This is a genomic window from Mesobacillus sp. S13 (genome assembly GCF_020422885.1).
In the GTDB taxonomy this organism is placed as follows: domain Bacteria; phylum Bacillota; class Bacilli; order Bacillales; family Cytobacillaceae; genus Mesobacillus; species Mesobacillus selenatarsenatis_A.
Genome location: NZ_CP084622.1, coordinates 4,540,972 through 4,562,972, shown reverse-complemented (window position 1 = coordinate 4,562,972; position 22,001 = coordinate 4,540,972). Strand labels below are relative to the sequence as shown.

At 45.2% G+C, this 22,001-nt stretch carries 19 protein-coding genes; 18 read left to right on the top strand and 1 reads right to left on the bottom strand.

Going from position 1 to position 22,001, the window contains the following annotated elements; all coding sequences use genetic code 11:
* Positions 1 to 2 precede the first annotated feature (2 nt).
* The 15 genes from LGO15_RS22960 to LGO15_RS22890 all read left to right on the top strand — a co-directional run bounded on the left by LGO15_RS22960 (position 3) and on the right by LGO15_RS22890 (position 17,578).
* The gene (locus LGO15_RS22960; protein ID WP_226086173.1) at positions 3 to 1,406 is read left to right on the top strand and encodes an Mbeg1-like protein; all 1,404 of its coding nucleotides are present in this window, start codon (positions 3 to 5) and stop codon (positions 1,404 to 1,406) included.
* Positions 1,407 to 1,409: 3 nt separating this feature from the next.
* Positions 1,410 to 1,601 carry a hypothetical protein gene (locus tag LGO15_RS22955; protein WP_167831138.1) on the top strand — a complete coding sequence of 64 codons (192 nt, stop codon included), beginning with the start codon at positions 1,410 to 1,412 and terminating at the stop codon, positions 1,599 to 1,601.
* 34 nt (positions 1,602 to 1,635) lie between these two features.
* Positions 1,636 to 1,938 carry a WXG100 family type VII secretion target gene (locus LGO15_RS22950; RefSeq protein WP_041964574.1) on the top strand — a complete coding sequence of 101 codons (303 nt, stop codon included), beginning with the start codon at positions 1,636 to 1,638 and terminating at the stop codon, positions 1,936 to 1,938.
* A gap of 30 nt (positions 1,939 to 1,968) precedes the next feature.
* Complete coding sequence (locus tag LGO15_RS22945; protein ID WP_102264547.1) at positions 1,969 to 2,271, top strand: pore-forming ESAT-6 family protein; 303 nt, start codon at positions 1,969 to 1,971, stop codon at positions 2,269 to 2,271.
* A gap of 510 nt (positions 2,272 to 2,781) precedes the next feature.
* The gene (locus LGO15_RS22940; RefSeq protein ID WP_226086172.1) at positions 2,782 to 4,098 is read left to right on the top strand and encodes a DUF6382 and FHA domain-containing protein; all 1,317 of its coding nucleotides are present in this window, start codon (positions 2,782 to 2,784) and stop codon (positions 4,096 to 4,098) included.
* Between the two features lie 20 nt (positions 4,099 to 4,118).
* Positions 4,119 to 4,910 (top strand): PP2C family protein-serine/threonine phosphatase, encoded by a 792-nt coding sequence (locus tag LGO15_RS22935; protein WP_226086171.1) that lies wholly within the window; start codon positions 4,119 to 4,121, stop codon positions 4,908 to 4,910.
* Positions 4,911 to 5,167: 257 nt separating this feature from the next.
* Positions 5,168 to 7,117 carry a protein kinase domain-containing protein gene (locus tag LGO15_RS22930; RefSeq protein ID WP_318999813.1) on the top strand — a complete coding sequence of 650 codons (1,950 nt, stop codon included), beginning with the start codon at positions 5,168 to 5,170 and terminating at the stop codon, positions 7,115 to 7,117.
* A gap of 60 nt (positions 7,118 to 7,177) precedes the next feature.
* Positions 7,178 to 7,876, top strand: coding sequence for a hypothetical protein (locus LGO15_RS22925; protein ID WP_226086169.1), 699 nt, complete (start codon positions 7,178 to 7,180; stop codon positions 7,874 to 7,876).
* Positions 7,877 to 7,888: 12 nt separating this feature from the next.
* The gene (locus tag LGO15_RS22920; RefSeq protein ID WP_226086168.1) at positions 7,889 to 12,730 is read left to right on the top strand and encodes an Ig-like domain-containing protein; all 4,842 of its coding nucleotides are present in this window, start codon (positions 7,889 to 7,891) and stop codon (positions 12,728 to 12,730) included.
* A 302-nt stretch (positions 12,731 to 13,032) separates the two neighbouring features.
* Positions 13,033 to 14,037 carry a rod shape-determining protein gene (locus LGO15_RS22915; RefSeq protein WP_167831143.1) on the top strand — a complete coding sequence of 335 codons (1,005 nt, stop codon included), beginning with the start codon at positions 13,033 to 13,035 and terminating at the stop codon, positions 14,035 to 14,037.
* 202 nt (positions 14,038 to 14,239) lie between these two features.
* Entirely contained in the window at positions 14,240 to 15,058 is an 819-nt protein-coding gene (locus tag LGO15_RS22910; protein WP_226086167.1) for a flagellar hook-basal body protein, read from the top strand.
* Between the two features lie 106 nt (positions 15,059 to 15,164).
* Entirely contained in the window at positions 15,165 to 16,013 is an 849-nt protein-coding gene (locus LGO15_RS22905; RefSeq protein ID WP_226086166.1) for a flagellar hook-basal body protein, read from the top strand.
* Between the two features lie 19 nt (positions 16,014 to 16,032).
* Positions 16,033 to 16,296, top strand: a complete 264-nt coding sequence (locus LGO15_RS22900) for a DNA-directed RNA polymerase subunit beta (RefSeq protein WP_226086165.1) — start codon at positions 16,033 to 16,035, stop codon at positions 16,294 to 16,296.
* 87 nt (positions 16,297 to 16,383) lie between these two features.
* A complete protein-coding gene (fabZ, locus tag LGO15_RS22895; RefSeq protein WP_226086164.1) occupies positions 16,384 to 16,806 on the top strand; it encodes a 3-hydroxyacyl-ACP dehydratase FabZ in 423 nt (140 codons plus the stop codon).
* A 481-nt stretch (positions 16,807 to 17,287) separates the two neighbouring features.
* Positions 17,288 to 17,578, top strand: coding sequence for a hypothetical protein (locus tag LGO15_RS22890; RefSeq protein WP_167831148.1), 291 nt, complete (start codon positions 17,288 to 17,290; stop codon positions 17,576 to 17,578).
* Positions 17,579 to 17,665: 87 nt separating this feature from the next.
* Here LGO15_RS22890 and LGO15_RS22885 read toward each other — a convergent pair whose 3' ends face one another.
* Complete coding sequence (locus tag LGO15_RS22885; RefSeq protein WP_226086163.1) at positions 17,666 to 18,100, bottom strand: YwpF-like family protein; 435 nt, start codon at positions 18,098 to 18,100, stop codon at positions 17,666 to 17,668.
* A 260-nt stretch (positions 18,101 to 18,360) separates the two neighbouring features.
* Between LGO15_RS22885 and ssb the strand changes: the two genes are divergently transcribed.
* From ssb to LGO15_RS22870, 3 genes are all read left to right on the top strand, one after another.
* Positions 18,361 to 18,771, top strand: a complete 411-nt coding sequence (ssb, locus tag LGO15_RS22880) for a single-stranded DNA-binding protein (protein ID WP_226087968.1) — start codon at positions 18,361 to 18,363, stop codon at positions 18,769 to 18,771.
* Positions 18,764 to 18,970: a hypothetical protein gene (locus tag LGO15_RS22875; protein ID WP_167830947.1), complete on the top strand. Its 207-nt coding sequence runs from the start codon at positions 18,764 to 18,766 to the stop codon at positions 18,968 to 18,970. Before ssb ends, LGO15_RS22875 begins: the two co-directional genes overlap by 8 nt.
* 287 nt (positions 18,971 to 19,257) lie before the next feature.
* A complete protein-coding gene (locus tag LGO15_RS22870; protein ID WP_226086162.1) occupies positions 19,258 to 21,897 on the top strand; it encodes an Ig-like domain-containing protein in 2,640 nt (879 codons plus the stop codon).
* The last annotated feature ends 104 nt before the right edge of the window (positions 21,898 to 22,001 follow it).

The following is a 22,001-nucleotide window of genomic DNA, read 5'->3' as shown; positions in this document are numbered from 1 at the left end:
TTATGTCCATTAATAATCTGACTGAAGAGGAAAAGAATGTTTTATTAATGCTTTCATATTACGATTTGCCGACAGATAAAGAGTTGGATGGTAAATCAATTGATACTATTTGGTCAGTAGCCAAGCTGCAGGCAGATCCAAGCAAAGACAGCTTTAAGGCAATAGAGGCTTATATGGAAGCTAAATACGATGGTTCCAATTTAAAAAACCTCACACTTTCAGGATACCAAAACCACAACCCAAACACAGGTAATAATTCGGAAGTTGACTCCAACTCGGGCTTTGTAGGCTATGCGTTTAAGGATAATAGTGGCAATGCAACTGCAGTCTTCAGGGGCAGTGAGCCAATGGGGGATATGGGCCACCTAAGGACGGATTGGACCTCCAACTTTGAAGCTTCAATGGGAGTGGAAATAACGCAACAGAAGGAAGCCAATGCCTTCTATCAAAAATACCTAGCGGATACATCAGGTGAAAGGCTGCTGCTTGGCCATTCAAAGGGCGGTAACTTGGCGGATTATGTCTTCATTAACAACCTTGATGATAACACCAAGGCGTATGTAATAAATGCTGCTCCATTATATTGGTGGTCCTTATCAAAAAAGGAACAAGAGGCGTTAATGGGAGACCGCCATTATTTTATCGTGTATGCGTATGATCCAGTTTCACAGCTTGGCAAAGTGCCATATGTCGATAAGACGGTAGGCCTTAATGAAGATTATGATATTAAGAAGCCATTTTATCCCCACTCACTGACGAGTAGTGCTGGGTTTGATGAGAATGGAAATTATCGAGTATATGAGAACGGACAATCGTTTGGCAGGTCTGTTCTAAACAATATGATCTTTGAAGATATCTTTTATGGACTTTCTACCTCTACACCAATAAAGGCTTATAAGGCCGCTTACGTTGTCGCCAATGCAGCGAAGTATGTCATGCATTATACGGCAATAGCAATGACTGCAGCTGCCCATCTAATCAGGGAGCAGACAGTGAAGCTTGTCGTTGGCTTGGCAAAGGCAAAGAGGGAACTTGAGGAGAAGGTAAATTCATTTTTTACAGATCTTATTGCAAAGGCTTCTGTTAAAATCGGCAGTTTTATAGATAGCCTGAACGGCAACAACTTCCCAATCGAACCCTATATAAAAGTAGACATCCCAAGGCTGTTCTACTACGCAAACCGTCTGCGTTCGGTACAAAGGCGGATCGCACAGCTCAATGACATGATCGACGATTTGTATTGGGAGGCGGGGGTTGCCGGGTTGGATAATGTCCTGGCTGCTGATATCAGCACGTCGTTCGATTTCAGGATTCCGGAAAGCATCAATTATCTGAACAGGACCGCTGAACTTTTACAGCAGAATGAAAGGTATCTGGCCGGAAAAGCCGGTTCAATCAGGGGGTAAACAATGGATGCGAAAGTGAGAAGCAAGATTAACAGGATTGCGGCGGAAGCGAATGCAATCGCCCGTGAGCTGGAGGATATCTCGAATGGCCTCAGCCATGAATTCAAGGGGATTGGCTCGGTAAAAGCGGCATCAGGATTGCGGCGCTCTGCGGAAAAATACCGCTATGTAAGCTATAAGTTAAGAAGAATATGACTCTATTAGACTCACTTGAAAGGAGGTGAAAAGAATGGCAAGATCGATCACTGTTGAACCAGCAAAGCTTGAAACGACTGCTAACAAGATTGACCAGCAGGCAGCTGACTACGAAAGAAATTACAAAGCTCTTTTCAGCGAAGTCGAAGCGATGGCGGCTGCTTGGCAGGGTGCCGACAACCAGGCATACACTGCACAAATCAAAGGCTTCATGGACGACTTCAACAAAATGACTCAGTTGATGAGACAGTACTCAGAGTTCCTGAAGATGAGCGCGAAGACATACCGCGACACTCAGAGCGAGGTCATTAACCAGGCTAAGAGATTGAGCAACTAATCCTTAACATAACGCAGGAGGTGAAATACATTGGCAGGAGATGGAATCAAAATCTCGCTCGGCGAGGTTAGCAAAACGGCGGGCCAAATCCGCAACTTGAACCAGCAATTATCCACTAGATTGGAAGAAATCAAGAAGGACATGAACGCACTATCGTCATCTTGGAACTCAGACGCTTCCAACACAATCCGCGGCAACTTCAACTCACTGGCACCACGATTTGAAGAATATCGCCAGGTCGTCGACAGCTACGCCAAGTTCTTGGATAACACTGTCACAAACTACAACACTGCAGAAACAGCGATCAACAATAACGCCAGCTCTTTTAAATAATCACTTTTTTACAGAGGGTAGGGGGCAAGCAGCGCGTGCAGTTTGCCCTTCTGTAAAATAACCCCCTGTGACGTGGCGGTGAGTATTCAACGGGGATTATCCATTGGTCAACGGGGATTATTTGCCACTCAACGGGGATTATCCAGCATCCAACGGGGATTAAAAGCGGAGTAACGGGGATTATCCACAGGTGAACGAAGATGAAAAGCATATTAACGGGAAATTCCAGTGACCTAGCTGGTGGAATGGGCCCCTTCCTGTGAGAAGCGAGTCCAACCGTTGAAAAAGATAATCAACCGGAGATAAAATCCTCTCAACTGGAGATATAAGCTCTCCAACTGGAGATAAAGTCCTCTCAACTGGAGATATAAGCTCTCCAACCGGAGATAAAACCGTCTCAACTGAAGATAAATGTTCTTTTTTCATGGTAGATAATGTCTTTGTTCAAAAAAGAGGTTCGGTGGACCCAACCCATACATAAAATTCATTCAAAAATGGAGTCGAAGCGCAATGATCAAACAGGTGGAATTTAAACTGGAAAGCTACGGGATCTCGAAATTCCTTTATTATCATGCTGCCAGCAAGGCGGATATCGACGGCGGCCAGGTGGAGCTGCTAAGGGCGAGCCGAGTTCCGGGAATCCTGACATGCAATGCTATTTTAGAAGGGGATAACTGCTTTCTTCGTTATGACATGATTTCCGATAACACGCTGGAGTTGCTGAATTCCACGCCGGCGACGAAGGAACGTCTTTTCAACTGCTTCCTGAATATTGCCGAAACGCTGGTGGATGCCCAAGCGAGCGGCCACGATATTGAAAATTTCGTGTTCAGCCAGCGTGAGATCTTTATTGATAATTTTTCAAACAGATTAGTTTTTATCAACCTTCCTGTAAAAAATAATATTTTTGAAAAGGTATCACTTAAAGACTTTCTGCGTGAATTGCTGCTTTCGGCGCCTTACGAAGAAACGGATGATGCCGCGTTCTTCATCAAGCTACATAACTACCTGGTACAAACGGAGGACGTAACGCCAGAATACCTGCTGGAAAAAATGAATGAGCTGGCTGGTGAGGAAACACTGATACGCCAGCCTTACAAAATGCCGGAAAAATCAAAAAAGGCAGAGGCGGCTCCAGCAATCAAAGCGGAGGAAGAGATCCTGACGGAAGAACCAGAGCTTGAAACACCATCCATCAACCCGAATTTCTACAGCCCGGGCAGCGAGGTTCACACCATGAAGACGAGTGTCGACAATGGGGTGATGACTTCTGAATATACAAGCCAGAAGAAGGATGTAAAAACGGGCCGCAAGCTCGAAATTGAGGAAGAGGTTAACTATAAGCGGATCACCAGAGCTGAGCTTGGTGAAAATAACGCTTTGTTAAAAGAGGCGTCGGCACTCTGCAGCGGTACATCAATCAATATCCAGCCAGCCATAGCCAGCAGCAGTGAACAAGAGGATGGAGGCACTACCGTACTTGGTGTAATGGCGGATGAGGATGAGGGGACGACTACTCTTGGACATTCAATCCGCAGACCATTTTTATTGGCTGTTTCCAAGAACGAAAAAATCACGATTGCCAAGGACTTTTTCAAAATTGGCCGAGATCCGATGAGAGCGGACTTTGCATCGGAAAATAAAGTGATTGGCCGAGTCCACGCCCATGTAATTGTATCTAACGGCGAATATTTCCTGGAAGACAATCATTCTACCAACGGAAGTTTCGTGAATGGTGTGAAGGTATCGCCAAAGGAAAAAGTAAAAATCAAGCATGAAGATAAAATCAAGCTCGCGAACGAGGAATTCATTTTCATGCTTTATTGAGATTGATAGGAGGAACAATAATGGCATTTCAAGTGGCCTATCATACCGACATAGGAATCAAGAAGAAAACGAATCAGGATGGACTGTTGCTGAAAAGTGCAAAGACTCCTGAAGGTGAAATCGGCCTGTTTATCATTTGCGATGGCATGGGGGGCCTATCCCACGGGGAGCTTGCAAGCGCAACGGTAATCAGAGGAATGTCTGACTGGTTCAATCAAGATTTGCCAGAATTGCTGGAAGGCGGCATCGCTGAAAACGAAATTTCCGTCAAGCTTGAGGAACGTGTCCGCGAGCTGAACCTGAAAATCCTTGAATATGGCGAGGCTTCGAACATCAAGCTGGGGACAACGATTACAGCTTTGCTGATCCTCCACAAGCAGTATTTTATTCTTCAGATTGGTGACAGCAGGGCTTACAGCATCAACGATAGACTTGTCAAACTGACCGAAGACCAGACACTCGTCGAACGCGAGCTGAAGCGCGGTAATATTACCGCCGAACAGGCGAGGATTGACCCGAGGCGGAATGTGCTGCTCCAGTGCGTTGGCGCAACAAAGGACATCAGCATCGTCATCACGTCAGGCGAAGTCGAAAACGAATTAATGTTTATGCTCTGCACCGACGGCTTTTATCACGAAATCAGAGACGAGGAAATGCTCACACACCTGAACCCGCAGTCTTTTACCGAAGAAAAACACATGAAAGAAAAGCTCATTGAACTAGTCGAGCTAGCAAAAGAACGCCAGGAAACAGACAATATCTCGATTTTGCTGGCAAAACGGGACATGGGGAGAGTTCTCGCGTCCCAATAATGTGATTGAAGGTAATGGGGAAGGTTCTCGCATCTCAATAATGTGATTGCAGGGACATGGAGAAGGTTCTCGCGTCCCAATAATGTGATTGAAGGGACATGGGGAGAGTTTTCGCGTCCCAATAAACGGATTGACGAATCATGAGGAGAGTTCTCATGCACCAATAATGTGATTGAAGAAACATGAGTACGGTAATTGAGTCCCAATAATCGGGATTTACTGGAATAACGAAAGATATCCCCACGTTTCTGGGAGGAATGAAATTGATACAAATTGGAACCATCATTGATGACAGATATGAAATATTGAAGGAAATCGGACGCGGCGGAATGAGCGTCGTCTACCTGGCGATGGATAACCGGCTCAATAAGTCGCTCGTCGTCAAGGATATCCGCAAGCGCAGCAACAGCAACAACGAGCTGCTGATCAACAGCCTGGTCGTCGAGGCGAATATGCTGAAGAAGCTTGACCACGGTTCGCTGCCGAAAATCTATGACATCATCGAATCCGAGGGCGATATTTACGTGGTGATGGACTATATCGAGGGCGAGTCGCTGAAGGAGCGCCTCAAGCGCGACGGAAAAATCCCGGCAAAAGAGGTGATCGAATGGGCGAAACAGCTGAGCGATGTGCTTGGATACCTGCACACGAGGAAGCCATATCCCATCATTTACCGCGACATGAAGCCGGATAATGTCATGCTGACGCCAGAGGGAAAAATCAAGCTGATAGACTTCGGGATTGCGCGGGAATTCAAAACCGAGAATCTCTCTGACACTACGAATCTAGGAACGAAGGGGTATGCGGCACCTGAACAGATTTCCGGCAGACAGACGGATGCGAAAACCGATATTTATAGCTTGGGAATCACACTTTACCACCTCGTAACTGGGAAAAACTTGAGCGAGCCGCCATTTGAGATCAGACCAATCCGTGAATGGGACCCGACACTTCCAGAGGGCCTCGAGCATATCATCAAAAAATGCACTCAGGCCGAGCCGGCGAATCGTTATCAGAACTGCGAGGAGCTGAGTTATGACCTCGAGCACATCAACAGGCTGACGAAGGGTTACAAGAACATGCTAATCAAAAAACTGGCGATGTTCCTGGTTCCAGCGGTGCTGTTCCTGGCGTTCTCAACAACCTCTGTTCTCGGTTACAAAGGCATGAAAAATGAGCAGTTCCAGGATTATATGAATCTAGTCAATCAGGCGAGCATCGCATTGATGGACGGAGAGCAGACCGAGGCAATCAAGCTGCTCGAAAGCGCAACCCGTGTCGACAACGGGCGTTCGGAGGCTTATATCAATCTGCTTGATTTATATATTAATAGAAACCAGACAGACGAAGGGCTCGCCAAGCTGGAATCATATATACAGGATGAATACGGTGGAGTCCATAAGAATAACGAAGTTCTTTTCAAAATGGGGATGACCTATTTCGATGTAAAAAGGGACTATAACAACGCGTTAAAATACTTCCAGCAGGTGGATGAAAAAGAACTGCCGGATGCTAAATACTACAAGTCGCTGGCAACGACGATGAGCAGCCTGAATGTGGACTATACGAAGTTTGCCGGAGACCTTCAGGAGTTCCACGAGTACAATGATGGACTTGCCAATGACAGTAAAAAAATTGATAACTATAACTCTCTAGCTAATATCTATATTTCTTATAAGAGCCAGATTCCTGACGCGAACACCCAGGCGATCGAGATTGTCCAGAAGGCAAAGGACATCCTGGCAAAGCTTGAAAACGAACAGCTCCAGTTCAAATACGAGATGGAATTAGAACAGAAGCTTGCCCAGGCTTATTACAGCCGCGGCGTGAATTCCGAGGACAAAGCGAGTGCCCGCGATGATTACGAACAGGCAATCGAACATTACAACAACCTCCTTGATTTGAACGTCGCAGACCAGGAAGAGGTCTATGTCAAAATTGGCGTCATCTATCAGGAAATGAGTGAATTCTCTCGTGCAGTCGAGCACTTCCGGAACACGGTGCTGAAAAAATTCCCTGACAGCATCAACGCTAATGTAAAGCTCGGCAATCTCCTCCTAGACATCGAACAGAACAAAGAAGAAGGCAATCGGAACTACACCGATGCAAAAAAAGTTTATGAAAATGTAAGCACCCTGCCAGGTGCCAAAGACGACGAAGGATACAAAAAACTCACCAGACGCATGGAAAACTTGAATATTCTCTAGGGATGCAGGGGGCGAGCAAGGATACGTCCCCATGCTCCCAAGGAAGGCAGTTGAAGAAGAATGGCATACCAGATTATGTTTTACGGCGGTTTGGCAGGTGCGGTGATCGCGCTGGTGATTGCGGTTCTGACCTACGTGAAACTTAATATTGCCCAGGTCATTACCGATCTGACGGGCTGGAATTTTCCTGGTGCGGGGAGGAAGGCCCGGAAGAAAACGACCAGCACCCAGGCCGATACAAGCACAAAGCCGACGACAAAGGAAATCCATGTCCGCAAGAATGTCGATAAAGAAGTGGCAGCCGGTGAGTATGTGGAACCAACCGAGAAAATGGCGAGCGGCCAGATTGAGCCAACAGCTCTTTTGAATCATGAGAGCTTCAAGAAGACAGCCTTGCTTAAACAAGAGGGGCTGGAGCCGACGGCATTGCTATCTCCTGAAGGACTCGAGTCTACGACATTGCTAACACCCGATGGACTCGAGCCGACAGCTTTAATGGAAGAAACTCCACTGCGGGAACCAGTTGCTGCAGCAGTTTCATCGAACCAGAGTGTTTCCCACGAATCACCAATACAGACAACCATCCTGTCTGATTGGAATGAAACGACCGTCCTGACGGCTGACCCGGACGAAACGACTTTACTTGATGAAACAACACTATTGGAAGACTTCGAAGAAACCACCTTGCTGACGGAAGAAGAGCCACGATTTAAGAAACAAGTGGATATCATGATTGTCCACTCCAATACAATACTTTAAAGGAGAACAAAGATGATGGAACCAAGACGCAAGAAAAAAACGAGCAGGAAATGGGCCATTGCCATACCTGTTATCCTTGTTTTGATCTCATCCATCCTGGTTTTTAATGGCCGGGTGCTTTCAAACCTATGGGGTGTGAGCAGGAATGTCGAGTTCGATGGCCAGACGTGGAATATGCTTTCGGGTTCTTTCAATCAGAACTGGATGACGAACAAAGAGAACATCATTTTTACAATCGACCTTAGCGATGATTTTGCGAACGCGTCGCTGACCCCTCCGGCAGAGCGGCCGTTCAATGTGTTGGCTGCACATGATGGAAATCAGGTCAACGGGATTACATACAAGGAAGTCGGCGGTGACCAATTTGCCGGCAAGTATACGGTAAATGTTCCGTTCAGTGGCGAAGGCCGTCTGGATCTTCAGGTTGAACTGCTTGAAAACGAAGCGTGGGGCATAAAGTCTAATGTCCATGCATTCAGCATTACTAGAGATGCCACAGCTCCGAAAGTTACACTAGCGGGAATCACTGACGGCGAGCTGTCCACTAAAGAAGTTATTGTGGATGTGGAAGTGACGGAAAAGCATTTTACAAGCAATGATGTTATTGTTACCGCAACAAGGAATGGAAAGGATTACACAAACCTGCCTGCTTGGAAAAATACAGCCGAAACCTCGAAGAACTCGTATTCTTTTTCCCAGGAAGGCGAGTACATCCTATCTGTTAAAGCTGAGGACGGCGTAGGCAATGCCAGTCCTGAAAAAAAGGTCTCTTTTTCAATCCGCACTAAAGGCCCTGTGCTGTCGGTATTACACAGCGGGGAGCAGCTTTCCGGGGAAGAAGTGACAAATGCGAAACAGCTTGATCTTAAATTGACAAGCGGAATTTCGCTCGGCACGGCAACGGTGGCCATTTTTAAAGACGGAAAGGAACTTGAAACAAAGGATATGACGGTGTCTGGATGGGAAGCAACGCTTAGCTATCCAGTACCAGCAGATGGCCAATACGAATTCCGGGTGTGGGCGAAGGAAAGCCATAGAAATGGGCAGGAATACAATCTAACACCTTTCAAGTTCGTTGCTGACCAGACGTCACCAACACTGACACTCGATGGGGTGAGTGACGGGCAGGATTATGATGCTGCCAGGGAAATTACAGCGACTGTTGAGGATGTCCACCACAGCACAGCAAGTCTTGAGGTGACGAGGAAGGATATCACTGGAAAAGAAACAACAAGTCCAGTAACCCTCAATAAAGGGAAGGCAACTTTTAAAGCGGAAGAGGATGGAGAATATACGATTACATTGGCAGCAACCGATGGGGCAGGAAACTCTGCGGAAAAATCGCTGCGCTTCAAAATTGACCAGTCGAAGCCTGCAATCAGTCTTTCCGAAGATGTAAACGGAAAGTATTTCAACACTGACAAGGATTTGACAATCGAAGTCTCTGATATCACGCTCGACCTGACAAAGACAGCGTTGACAGTGAAAAAAGACACTGAGAATTATGTGATTGGATTACTTGAAAAACTTGCAAACCTGTTCAAGGCGCAGGTAAAACACACCTTTACACAAGAAGGGAAATATGAGATCAGCTTGAGCTCAACGGATGGTCTTGGCCATTCAGACTCGATTGAACCTGTGACTTTCACAATTGATAAAACAGCTCCACAGTTAACGGTTGAAAACATCGTGAAAACAGAAGAACAGACAGATGGGCCTCCAAAAGAATCACGTGATCTGAAAATCAGCGTCAGCGATACGAATATGGACTGGGAGCAAACAAAAATTCATGTGACGAGGAATGACGCTGAATTCTTGAACATAACAGGAAAAGATGTGGAAGGCACGCACTCGTTCACCGAGGATGGCAACTATATTGTCAACATCGAGTCCACGGATAAGGCGGGCAATACAACAAAGCATGATGAGATCAAATTCACGATCGACAACACAAAACCTGAACTGAAGATTTTCGGCGTTGAGCATAACGGACACTATCCAAAGCTTGAAAATCTTGAAATCTCGATCCAGGATTTGACCTTCCTTCTGAGCAAGACGGAACTTGTTGTTAAGAAGGATGGGGAAGACTTCAATATCGGGGATGGAAAGTGGAATGAATCCTTGACTCCTGGCGGTTTGAGAAAAGCGATCCGCAAGCTGAGCTTCACCGAAGAGGGTGATTATGAAATCAGCCTGACATCAACGGATTTCCTCGGCTTTGAAAACTCACTGGGACCTGTAAAGTTCACGATTGACTATACAGCTCCAGTAGTCGAAGCAAAAGGTATTGCAGACGGAGCGTTTATCCAAAAGGGCAATAGTGTAACGATCAAGGTTAAAGAGCATAATTTCAAATTCAATGACGTTGATATTGCTGTTGTAAAAGATGGTGAGACCTACTCAATCGGTGAGTGGAAAAATACCGCGGAAGATTCTGCACTGAGCCATCAGTTCGATGAGGATGGCGATTACGAACTCAGCGTCAAAGCAAAAGATAAGGCTGGCAATGAAGCAGAAGAACAGAAGCTTCATTTTACAGTCGATAATGTAAAACCTGAAGTCAAGGTTACTGGCGTAACTGACGGCAAGTACTACAATGGCAGCCGGGAAGTGAATATCGCAGTCGAAGAACGGAATTTTGCGAATAACAAGGTGGATTTGAAAGTTACGCGCAAGGTTGAAGTGGATGGAGTGAAGATGAACTACTCCATTGGCGAATGGAAAAATGTCGCGAAACGATCAGAATTGGGATATAAATTCGAGAAGGACGGCGATTACGAAATCACTGTAAGCTCGAAGGATGCTGCAGGAAATGAAGCGGCTGAGCAAAAAATTCTTTTCACGATTGACCAGGTGGAACCGGAACTGAGCATCACCGGCGTGGAAGATGACCATAACTACCGGACAAACAAACCGGTGAATATCAGGATTTCCGACCGCAATGTTGACCTATCGCAAACGAAATTGAATGTGAGCCGAAATGGCAAGACATACAGCATTGGCGCACCAGTGCTGTCAGGGAAAACGGCTGCAGTCAAGAATTTTACATTCAAGGAAGAAGGCAGCTATGTCATCAACCTGGATACGACAGATAAGGCAGGCAATAAAAAGAAACATGACCAGATTGCCTTCATTATCGATAAGACGAACCCGGTAGTCAAAATCGATGGTGTTGAAGATAACTCATTCAACCCATCCGGTAAAAATGTAACCATTTCTATTGATGAGCTTAACTTTGCCACAAACAATGTGGATGTCTCAGCAACAAAAGATGGTTCGAACTTCAAAATCGGCACTTGGAAAAACACTGGCAAGCTTTCGAAGCTGGGCTACAATTTTACACAGGATGGCTTATACACAATTCTTGCGACTGCAACGGATAAAGCAGGCAATGGCCCTGTTACGAAGAAAATGACCTTCACAGTCGACAAGGTAAAGCCGGCGATTGAAATTAAAGGTGTCGAGAATAATGCTTATTATAATGTTGATAAACAGGTCAGCGTTGCCATCAGGGACGTGAATCTGGATATCAACAAGATTACTGTTACAAGGAATGGAGCTGGCTACGGTGTTGGCGGTTTCGCTGTCAGAAATGGCGTCGCATCCCTGAGTCATAATTTCAGCAAGGAAGGCGATTATTCAATCCTTGTGGAGGCGACTGACAAGGCGGGCAACAGCTTCAGCAGCACGGTGAAATTCACGATCGACAAGACTAAACCGGTAATCACGCCGAAATTCAAAGGCGAAAACCGGGTGATCAAGAACGGTGAGTTCATCAATAAAGTGTTCACTCCAGAGTTTGCGCTTGATGAGTCAGAGGACATGATTGTCTCTGCTACATTGAACAATGGTCCGAACCTGGGACGTAATGTTCCGGTTGCTGCCAGGGAAATGAAATACACATACAAGGTCCTGGCACGCGATAAGGCAGGCAATGAAACATCGCTCGAAATCAGCTTCACACTTGATACAACAAAACCGAAGCTTGATATTTCCGGCGTGCTCGATGGATTCTTCAACAAAGACATCGCGCCAAAAGTGACGTATTCAGATATTCATTTAGACTCCAGCAAAACATCCGTCACTCTGAACGGCAAGCCTTTTAAAAATGGAACAAAGCTTGAGTATGAACAGGATTATATCCTTAAAGCTGTAGTCACAGATTTGGCTGAAAACGTGACAACAAGGACAATCGTCTTTACGATCGACAAAACGTCCCCTGTCATCAAGTTCAAAGAGCCAATCTCGAACAAGTACTTCAATACAGACCTGCTGCCGCAGCTGCTCATCGAGGATATGAGCGCTTATGACATCATTGCGATGATGCTTGACGGAAAGCCATATGAAGCTGGCGATCACATCAAGGAAGAAGGTAAGCACGTCATGTTCTTCGAGGTAAAGGATAAGGCAGGCAATATCCAACAGCTGAGCGTCGAGTTCATCATCGACAAGACGGCGCCGAAAGTTGTTGTTGAAGGGGTAAAAGAAAAAGAGAAATACTATGATCCAGTAGAAATCACCATCCGCCTGGATAATCCAAATGACACCCTGAAATCAGTCGAGATTAACGGTGAGCTGTTCAAAGGTGATGTCATCGAGGAAAACGGCTACCAGGTGATCAAAACAAAACTGGCAGAAATCAAGCCATACAAAATCAAAGTAACGGCCTATGATGATGCTGGAAATGAGAAAAGCAAAGTCATTTCATTTGAAATCGTCAAAAAAGGCGCGCTAGTAAAGTTTGTTGAAAACAAGCCTTTACTGGGAGGCACACTAGCAGGTGCCATCGGCCTGATCGCGGCAGCAGCGACAGTTTTAGTTCGCAGACGCAAGGTGAAGGTTGAGGAAGAATAAGGTGGATGAAAAAGGCCCGGGAGAGATCTCGGGTTCTTTTATTGGGAACGCCCATCTGCTTGGTAACTTATATGTGACAAATTTAAACAAATTGTTGCAAATTTTTCTGCTGGAAGTTACTTATTTACTATTGTTGTGATAAAATAAACAATTAGGGTAGAATATGGTTCGCAGATTGCGGCAGCGTCTGTGTAATCTCGGACATCGCGATCTATTTTACATAGATGAGGGGTTTCGACAGCTGAGATAACGAGGATAAATCAGCCGCAGCCAGCGCATTTGTCAAGGAGGAAAAAAGAAAAATGTTTGCTAGGGATATCGGGATTGACCTTGGTACTGCCAATGTGTTGATCCATGTTAAAGGCCGTGGAATTGTCTTGAATGAACCGTCTGTTGTGGCGATTGATAAGAATACGAATAAGGTTTTGGCTGTTGGGGAAGAGGCGCGCCAAATGGTTGGGCGTACACCTGGCAATATCGTAGCGATTCGACCGTTGAAAGATGGAGTAATCGCGGATTTCGATGTAACGGAGTCTATGCTTAAGCATTTCATCAATAAATTGAATGTAAAAGGCTTCCTTTCTAAGCCGCGCATCCTGATTTGCTGCCCGACGAATATTACAAGCGTTGAGCAAAAGGCAATCAAGGAAGCTGCTGAAAAGAGTGGCGGCAAGAAGGTCTATCTTGAAGAAGAGCCAAAGGTTGCGGCAATCGGCGCTGGCATGGATATCTTCCAGCCTAGCGGGAACATGGTTGTGGATATTGGTGGCGGAACGACTGATGTAGCTGTCCTGTCAATGGGCGATATTGTTACATCACAGTCCATTAAAATGGCCGGCGACAAGTTCGACGCTGAAATTTTAAATTACATTAAACGTGAATACAAGCTGTTGATTGGTGAGAGAACAGCTGAAAATATCAAGATTCAGATTGGAACTGTCTTCCCAGGCAGCCGCAGTGAGGAAATGGACATCCGCGGACGCGATATGGTATCCGGACTTCCGCGCACAATTTCCGTTCGCTCTGAGGAGATAGAAAAAGCATTGAGAGAATCAGTCGCTGTAATCGTTCAGGCGGCAAAAACAGTGTTGGAGAAGACTCCACCTGAATTGTCCGCTGACATCATTGACCGCGGCGTCATTTTGACGGGCGGCGGCGCATTGCTTCACGGAATCGACCAATTGATGCAGGAAGAACTAAAGGTGCCGGTTTTAATCGCTGATAATCCAATGGATTGCGTTGCTATAGGTACTGGAATCATGCTTGATAATATCGACCGGATTGCAGGCCGTCGCAGAATCGTATAAAAATAAAATCTGGAATTGCTTCGGTAGTGAATACGAAGGATTCCAGATTTTTTTGCTTTTTCACCAATATTTCTGGAATAAAACCCAAAATCCTACATTTTCCTGCAAATTTTTAATGTTTCTTGCCGATATATTTCTTATAATAGAAAGTAGTGAAAAAATTTCCTGAGAAGTTAGGGATTTTTCCAATAGAGGTGGAAGTATGTTTAAAGGTTTTTACACTGTAGCTTCCGGTATGCTTGCACAGCAGCGCAGGACGGAAATGCTGACAAATAATATGTCTAATGCCAATACGCCGGGGTATAAAGCGGATCAGGCAGGGATGCGGGCTTTCCCCGACATGCTGCTTCAACGCTTTGATAAGCAGCAAATCCCGACTGAAAAGGGCTTGAATTTGCCGTTTGCTAAGGAAATCGGCACAATCAATACAGGGGTTTACATGCAAGAAGCGATTCCGAAATTCATCCAGGGTGATTTGCGAGAAACCGGGCGAAAGACGGATGTTGCCTTGCAAGATATAAATATGCCTGAAAATGGCTCGGTGTTTTTTACAGTGCGCAACACAGATGGCACGGTTCGATATACAAGGAATGGGAATTTCACGATCGATGCGCAGGGTTATTTAACAACTGGGAGCGGCCATTATGTTTTGAATTCAGCTGGCCAGCAAATCCAGCTCTCGAGCGACCGTTTTACAGTAAATGAAGGCGGGGTACTAATCGGCGAAAATGGCGAGGAGGCAACTCTTGGGGTGGCCTATGCGAATAATCCGAAGCGGTTGATTAAAGAAGGTGACGGACTGTTCCGTACGGAAGATGGCGGCGAATTGCCGATTGCTATTGGCACAGCTGGCGTCCAGTTCAGGACTCAGCAGGGGTTCCTTGAACAATCCAACGTCGATATCAGCAGGACGATGACCGACATGATGTCAGCCTACCGGGCATTCGAAGCGAACCAGAAGATACTCCAGGCTTATGATAAAAGCATGGATAAGGCTGCGAACGAAATCGGAAGGCTATAATTATTCTGCGTTGAATTTTAGAAGGAAAATCGAAAGAATAAGAATTCTGGATCAAATTTTAAAAGGGATCGCTCACCTATACAGGAAGCGTATTGAGGTATAAAATATGAACAGAACAATGATCACCGCAACCAATACATTATCCCAGCTGCAAAAGCAGATGGACATGATTAGCCACAACCTTGCCAATATCGATACAGCAGGATACAAGCGTCGTGAAGCTTCTTTTACCGATCTGCTTGTTCAGGAATACAGGAATCAGCCGAATAATGCGCTTGAGCCGCAGAACCGGATGACACCATTTAATATCCGTCAGGGTACGGGTGCGCGTCTTGGCCAAATCCAGCTGATTCTTTCACAGGGCAGCCTGAAGTCCACCGGCCGTGAGCTTGATACGGCATTTACGGCAGAAGGGCAATTTTACCGGGTGATGGTCCAGAATGAAGACGGAAGTTCAGCGATGCGTTTGACACGCAATGGTGCACTCTATTTGTCACCGCTGTCTGATAATGAGTCAATGCTTGTCAATAGCGACGGGCATGCGATACTAGATGAGAATAACCAGCCAATTACAATCGCAGGCAATGTGAAAAATTTCAGGATTAACGAAACGGGCGGTTTTAAGGCTGAAATGTATGATGGGACAAGCCAAGAATACAATCTTGGTGTAGTATTGGCTGAGAAGCCGCAATTTTTGGAGCAAAAAGGCGGGAATCTGCTTGGATTGCCAGACAACCTGGCTGAACTTGGAGTAGACGAAGGAGACATCCTTACTAATCTGACTGGCCAATTGCGCGATCGTGTATCGATCGAGCAGCGTGTCCTGGAGCAATCGAATGTAGAAATGAGCAAAGAAATGACGGATTTAATCAATGTACAGAGGAGCTATCAGTTCCACTCGAAATCGATTACACTGGCTGATCAGATGCTCGGACTAGTGAATGGAATCCGTTAAGAGGGGAAGAACAATCAATATGGCTTTGAACAAGAATAATCAAGAAGCATTAACGCGTGAAGAAGTGAAAAAAGAGAAGAAGCAAACACGCGAGAAAAAGAAAAGAATCCGGGTTCGCCTTATTCCGATCTGGCTTCGGATTATTATTGTGCTCGTTCTTTTCGCAGCAAGCATTACGCTTGGCGCCATGTTCGGCTACGGTGTAATGGGAAGCGGCAAAGCGAAGGATGTTTTTGAGAAGTCAACCTGGACTCATATTATTGATTTGGTAAATAGAGAATAATTTTTTGAAGGAAGGGAGGTTTCCCTTCCTTTTTAGTTGGGTTTTTTAGTACAATGGTTAGTAAGTATTAGTAGGAGGTACTAAATTATGATGGACATCACTCAAATCAAAGAAATCATCCCGCACCGCTATCCATTTCTGCTAGTTGATAAAATTATTGAAATCGAAGAGGGAAAAAGGGCAGTCGGCATTAAAAATGTGACTGCTAATGAGGAGTTCTTCAACGGACATTTCCCAGATTACCCGGTCATGCCTGGAGTGCTGATTGTTGAGGCTCTAGCTCAGGTTGGAGCAGTTGCCGTTTTGAAGCTTGAAGAAAACCGCGGCAAAATCGGCTTTTTCGCTGGTATCGACAATTGCCGTTTTAAGAGACAGGTAAAACCAGGCGACCAGCTCAGGCTGGAAGTAGAGATGATCAAGCTGCGCGGCCCGATTGGAAAAGGAAAAGCGGTCGCTACAGTTGATGGCGAATTGGCTTGTGAAGCGGAAATTACATTTGCGATAAAATAAATGTTGCAGTGAACCCAATTTCATTGGTTGGGTTCTTTTTTTACATAATTAGGTAGAAGGTGCAATTATGGTTTTTTTCGGTGCAATTATTGGCAATAATTGTGCAATTATTCCTGGTTTTCGTGCAATTAGGCTGGAGAACGGTGCAATTATCACACTTTACTAAGAGAATAATTTTTCCAGCAAGGATATTAGCTCTTTTGGAGGAGTATTCCTCATGCAATTTATAGTTTTTTCGCTTTAAGTGTAAAAGAATTAGGCTTTTATAATCCAAGTTCCGCCATTTTCGTAATAAACAAGACTTTTCAGGTAGTGCATCCCCTTTTGTATGGAAGGCTGCTTTACACACAAACAAGAAAAATTATTTATCAATGCAATTTTTTTACAAAATAATGCAAGTTTTTTTCATTGGTGGGCAATCTAACTGCAGACCCGTGCAAAAGGTCTTAAAAATACCTATTAATGAAAGGGGCTTTTACTCATGAAGAAAAAGCTATTAATGTTAATCGGTGGCTCATTGCTATCGGCTATGTTCCTTGCTGGATGTGCGAATGACCAGGATCCTCCTCCGGATGATGATGTGGATATCGAGAATCCGGCAGATGACAACGGCAATGTCGATGATGACGGCATGATCGATGACAACAATGACGAAAACAACGACATCAACACTGACAACGATGGCGACATGATGGAAGACAACAACGAGCCAGGCGAAGATGCTGTTGAGGACAAGCTTGATATGAACGACGAGGACAACAACGATCAATAATGCAAAAAGGGCAGGTGTGCAAATTCCTGCCCATTCTTTTTGCGTTTTTGCCAACAAAAAAACTCCAGCTAATCAGCGGGAGTTTCATTACACTTTTTTCGGCTGCAAAATTTGCGGCCTTGTGATGATTTTTTCCTTGAATTCTGCAAGCAGTTCTTCGCCTTTAAATCCTTTATCAAGCAGATACTCCAGCAATTTTTCCGGATAATCGCTCTTCGGTTTGGTGAGCTTTCCGGTTAAAAGAATGCTGGCATGCGTACTTAGCTTCTTCACACAGCATACTTTGGTCAAAAATGCTGCCGGGTCGTTCTCTCGTTTGGTGATGACGACTTGGACGATGATTTCTTTGTCGTTGTCGCATGCATCCTGGAAATAAGGGATGTATTTATGATCGGCAAAAACCTCGACGAGCCAGGTCCCTTTTTCATCCTCTTTATTGATAATCAGGCCGTCTTCCATTTCGATATCCACTAAAGCATCATCATCAGCAAGCTGCATTGAAATCAACTTAAACGTCTTCATGTCAACCACCTCCCGTAATTCTTGTCCAAATTATAACACAGTATGATTCGAAAACGAAAAAAAGCCCATTTGTCGAAAGAAAAATTTCTGAATTGCTAAAATTCATTTTTGAGGGTATCAGGTGTGTGGAAAACTCAATTATTAAGGATAAAACTGTTACTGTGATGCAGTTTTTGCAGACAAAAACACGATTTTCGACATTTTACCACAGGTCTAAAAAGGATTATCATCGGGGTATCAAGGAGAAAGGAGATGAAAAGGTGATCAATCAAGTTACGCTAGTAGGTCGGCTGACGAAAGATCCGGAACTCAGGTTCACCCCTGACGGCAAAGCGGTGTCGAATATTACGCTTGCGGTGAACCGGCATTATAAGAACGCCAGCGGTGAAATCGAGGCTGATTTTGTCCATTGCATCCTTTGGGGCAAAACGGCAGAAAACACGGCAAATTACTGTAAAAAAGGTGCAGTGCTCGGGGTGACCGGACGAATCCAGACCCGTAATTACGATAACCAGGAAGGCAAACGTGTTTATGTGACAGAAGTAGTTGCTGAGGGAGTGCGATTTTTAAGTTCGAAGCCGGCAGGTACGCGGGAAACTCAGCAGACATCGCAGGCGCCCATGCAGCCACAGCCTGTTCCGATACAAAGGGAGGAGCTTCCATTTGTATAGCGAAACCGATTCAATTGAAAAGCTGCTTGTCAGCTTGATTAAAATGGTTGGAAAAAGCAATGAGAAGGTCGACGAACTCACCAAGCGTGTCCGCCAGCTCGAAATCGCCTCCAAAGAACTGCAGATTAACCGCGTCTACTCCTTCATAGCCGAGCCGCCAAGACCAAATTCCAGCAGAAAAGAATATGTCAGGAAGTAAGTGATTTTTGTAAAGAGAATAGAATTCAACACTAACGAATTTTCCTCGAAAACCCTCACACAGGACCTTTGAGAGAGAAATTCAATAAACTGATCTCCAATAAACCCTCAAATTTTGATGCCGGCTGATTAAGCCGGTCTTTTTGCGTCCAAAGGATTTTTTTAAAAAGAGTAATCTGTAAGTTTAAAATAGATAATAAATCCATATTTTGGTTTATATTACATTTTATTATAATCGTATATAATCTTGGGAGATGGTTTGCATTTTAACGAGAGAGGAAAGTGTATGTGAAGAAGTTTTTTGCGGGTGTTGGGTTTTTGGTTGTCTTGTTTTTGGGATTGCAACAGGTCAGTGCTGAGACAGTCCCGGGTAATATCACGGCTGATACGACCTGGACAAAGGAGGGTTCTCCTTACAGAGTTGGAATCATTACGATTGATCCTGGAGTGACGTTGACGGTTGAGCCTGGTGTAGAAATCATCAATTCTGGGAGTCCTTCCTGGATTGATGTAAAAGGCAAATTGAATGTTAAGGGTACGTCCGATGAGAAAGTCATCATTAAGGATGTTCTGCTAAAAGGCTTCGATTTCACAGGCAGTTCTATCAATATTGAACATGCGATTATCAGCAGGACGAACAGAGGCTTTCTCATTACCTCGATGTACCGGGAAGTCATCCTCCGCAACAATGAGTTTTCAGGTGGGGACATTTCGATCGGCTCGCCTACTACGAGCATTCTAATTGAAAATAACCTTTTTCAGGACAATGCCTGGCTTGACCTGAATAATGGATTAGCGAATATACTGGTCCAGCGGAATACTTTCTTTAATAAAGAAGACTATTATCCGTCAATTCGGATGTCTTGCAGCGATCCTAACTGTAAAACTCCTAATATCACAATCTCGGAGAATAACTTCTTCGGCTTTCCAACCTTTTTTGTAGAAGTGGAAAAGGGCAGGGGGCTTATATACAACGGAGCTAATAATTACTGGAGCACAACCGATACGGCGCAGATGAAGCGGAGAATCCTTGACGGAGCGAGGGACGACCGGCTTTCATCAGCCATCCTCGGTTTCAGCCCGATTGCCTATAAACCTATTAATAACGGGCTGCCATTCGGCAATCTTGAAGCACCGGCAGTCCATCAAGTCGGTGATGGGGAAACAATTGTAACCGGTCTGACAGATGGCGATTCCACTGTGAAAGTTTTAAAGGAGGACGTGTTGATTGGGGAAGGGCAGTCGAACACAGAGGGAGCTTTCTCTGTTAGTATTCCCCCTCAGAATGGCGGAAGGGTGCTGACGGTCACTTCTGTTGACAGCTATGGCAGGATCAGTCCGGAGACAACCCTTACGGTGAGCGATACGTCTGCACCGGAACCGCCGCAGGTCAATAAGGTGAATGATCAGGCAACGAAGGTGGAAGGCAGTACCGAGGCAGGCGCGACTGTGATTGTAAAAGTAGCTGGTGCTGAAAAACGGACGACTGCCGATCATAATGGTTATTTTTCCGTAGAGATAAATCCGCAGAAAGCGGGAACAGTCATTGAAGTCCAGGCGATCGATACAGCTGGCAACCTAAGTGGAATTACAAAGGTGACTGTCGTGGATGAGCAGGCGCCTGCCAGACCGGTGGTCACATCGGGTGAACTGACGGACCAATCGACATCTTTGCAGGGAACGGCAGAACCTCATTCGAAGGTAAAATTACTGCAGGATGATCAAGTGATTTTTTCTGCGTTTGCAGACAGTACTGGCAACTTTTCAATAACATTTAGTAATCGATTCAAGGGTGATTCAGTCATCAAAATAGTCGCTGAAGATCTTGCCGGGAATGTCAGCGAGCCGTTGATCATTACGGTAAAAGACGTGACAGCCCCTTATGTAGATATCAACAGGTGGGAATATGTCAACGAGAAGTCATCAGAGGTTAAAGGTTTCGCGGAGCCAGGAGCTTTTGTAGAAATTTTGAAAAATGATACAGTCATCGGATCGGGTACAGCGCTTGCTGACGGAACATTCACGATTTCTATTCCTGTTCAGCCTGGCGGTACCGAGCTGGTCATTAGGGCGACTGATAAAGCAGGGAACTCTGGCAGTGTTAAGGTGAACGTCATTGACTTGCCAGATCCGCTTCCGTTAACGGTCGAGCCTATCAATACGCTTAGCAACATTTTAAAAGGAAAAACAGCTCCAAATGTGTTCGTGAACATTGAAATCGATGGTGTACTCCACGTGGTGCAGGCAGATGGAAATGGATACTTTGAATTGAAGATCTCACCGCTAAAAGAAGGGACCTTGGTGTCATTCCTGGCCAATAATGACGAAGGGCACTATAGCGAGGAAGTTGTAGTGCCGGTATCCTGGAAAGCTCCAAGCGGCTGGTATAAGGCTGCAGATGGATTCTGGTATTACTACGATCCAGCGACAGGCAGCCTGAAGACTGGCTGGCTGAAATGGAATAAAAAATGGTACTACCTCGAAGCAGATGGCAAGATGAAAGTTGGCTGGAAGCAGCTAGGCAGTACCTGGTATTACCTGAACTCAGATGGTACAATGCGTGTCGGCTGGCTCAGCTATGGAGGCAAGTGGTACTACTTCCCTTCGAGCGGGGCGATGCAAACAGGTCTCGGTGCTCTGGGAGGCAAGTGGTATTATTTCAACAGCAGCGGCGCGATGCTGACCGGCTGGCAAAAAATCAATCAAAAGTGGTACTACTTCAATTCCGGCGGCGCAGGCCAAATTGGCTGGGCAAAGTTAAGCGGTAAATGGTACTATTTCAACACCAGTGCCATCATGCAAACTGGCTGGCAGAAAATCGGAGGCAAGTGGTACTACTTCAACAGCGGCGGTGCGATGGTAACCGGCTGGAATACGATTGGAAATAAACGCTACTACTTCAACTCTAGTGGAGTATGGCTATATTAGAGAGTTGCTTCAACCTTGTTCATTCATTGAACAAGGTTTTTTTCTGCGTTTAAAAGGTGATATGTAAATAAATGGAGAATATCTATGCTAAAGAACTATTTTAT

Excerpts from the sequence above, each read along its gene's own strand:
- LGO15_RS22960 (WP_226086173.1), top strand. The coding sequence starts at position 3 with ATGTCCATTAATAATCTGACTGAAGAGGAAAAGAATGTTTTATTAATG.
- LGO15_RS22955 (WP_167831138.1), top strand. The coding sequence starts at position 1,410 with ATGGATGCGAAAGTGAGAAGCAAGATTAACAGGATTGCGGCGGAAGCG.
- LGO15_RS22950 (WP_041964574.1), top strand. The coding sequence starts at position 1,636 with ATGGCAAGATCGATCACTGTTGAACCAGCAAAGCTTGAAACGACTGCT.
- LGO15_RS22940 (WP_226086172.1), top strand. The coding sequence starts at position 2,782 with ATGATCAAACAGGTGGAATTTAAACTGGAAAGCTACGGGATCTCGAAA.
- LGO15_RS22935 (WP_226086171.1), top strand. The coding sequence starts at position 4,119 with ATGGCATTTCAAGTGGCCTATCATACCGACATAGGAATCAAGAAGAAA.
- LGO15_RS22930 (WP_318999813.1), top strand. The coding sequence starts at position 5,168 with ATGAAATTGATACAAATTGGAACCATCATTGATGACAGATATGAAATA.
- LGO15_RS22925 (WP_226086169.1), top strand. The coding sequence starts at position 7,178 with ATGGCATACCAGATTATGTTTTACGGCGGTTTGGCAGGTGCGGTGATC.
- LGO15_RS22920 (WP_226086168.1), top strand. The coding sequence starts at position 7,889 with ATGATGGAACCAAGACGCAAGAAAAAAACGAGCAGGAAATGGGCCATT.
- LGO15_RS22915 (WP_167831143.1), top strand. The coding sequence starts at position 13,033 with ATGTTTGCTAGGGATATCGGGATTGACCTTGGTACTGCCAATGTGTTG.
- LGO15_RS22910 (WP_226086167.1), top strand. The coding sequence starts at position 14,240 with ATGTTTAAAGGTTTTTACACTGTAGCTTCCGGTATGCTTGCACAGCAG.
- LGO15_RS22905 (WP_226086166.1), top strand. The coding sequence starts at position 15,165 with ATGAACAGAACAATGATCACCGCAACCAATACATTATCCCAGCTGCAA.
- LGO15_RS22900 (WP_226086165.1), top strand. The coding sequence starts at position 16,033 with ATGGCTTTGAACAAGAATAATCAAGAAGCATTAACGCGTGAAGAAGTG.
- fabZ (WP_226086164.1), top strand. The coding sequence starts at position 16,384 with ATGATGGACATCACTCAAATCAAAGAAATCATCCCGCACCGCTATCCA.
- LGO15_RS22890 (WP_167831148.1), top strand. The coding sequence starts at position 17,288 with ATGAAGAAAAAGCTATTAATGTTAATCGGTGGCTCATTGCTATCGGCT.
- LGO15_RS22885 (WP_226086163.1), bottom strand. The coding sequence starts at position 18,100 with ATGAAGACGTTTAAGTTGATTTCAATGCAGCTTGCTGATGATGATGCT.